The following is a 613-nucleotide window of genomic DNA, read 5'->3' on the forward strand; positions in this document are numbered from 1 at the left end:
GAGATGGCACGACTGGACTGGTGGTCATTCATCGAATAAAGAGATCCTGGTTGACAGAGACAAGGATTTCCTTGCCCTGCGGGACACGATGGATGGGAGGGAGGGAGAGGTATTTGTCCAGGATACCCTTACCCTGAGCGCTAAGGGCCCCGACGATATTTGATGCGGCTTGGCCGGCAGGATTGGTGTTGCCTGATCCCGCACCTTCGATAGTGATTGTCGTGCCCGCTCCTCTACCTGACCTGTTGCTGCCGGTCAGAATAGGAAGGATCGAGGGCAACGCGGTGATGGTGCTAATGAGGGCAGCTGCACCTAGCTTCTTGCCGTAGCGGTTGTCCACGTTGCCTTCGATGCCGGCGCGACCAAGCAGGTCCGTGCCTGTAGAGCCGAGCGCGATCGATTTGCCCTCGGGAGTGATGGCTCGGTTCCATGCGATCAGCACGCGGTTCTGCTCGATATCCACCTTATTACTGAAGGCGCCGATCAGGCTTGTCCCCGCCGGCAGCAGAATGCGAGAACCGTCGAAGGAGTATACCGGGTCGATGACCAGGGCTCGAATATTGCCCGGCAGTTCTGTATTAATAGCCGTTTCAAGCACGGCGGAGATTGTCGT

Annotated in this window: 1 protein-coding gene; it reads right to left on the reverse strand. The window is 57.4% G+C overall.

The features are described 5' to 3' along the window. Positions 1-28 precede the first annotated feature (28 nt). A partial coding sequence (locus C7G61_RS43075; protein ID WP_145963845.1) for a TraB/TrbI/VirB10 family type IV secretion system protein occupies positions 29-613 on the reverse strand: 585 nt, incomplete at its 5' end.

The sequence above is a fragment of the Bradyrhizobium algeriense genome, assembly GCF_003062295.1.
Classification (GTDB): Bacteria; Pseudomonadota; Alphaproteobacteria; order Rhizobiales; family Xanthobacteraceae; genus Bradyrhizobium; species Bradyrhizobium algeriense.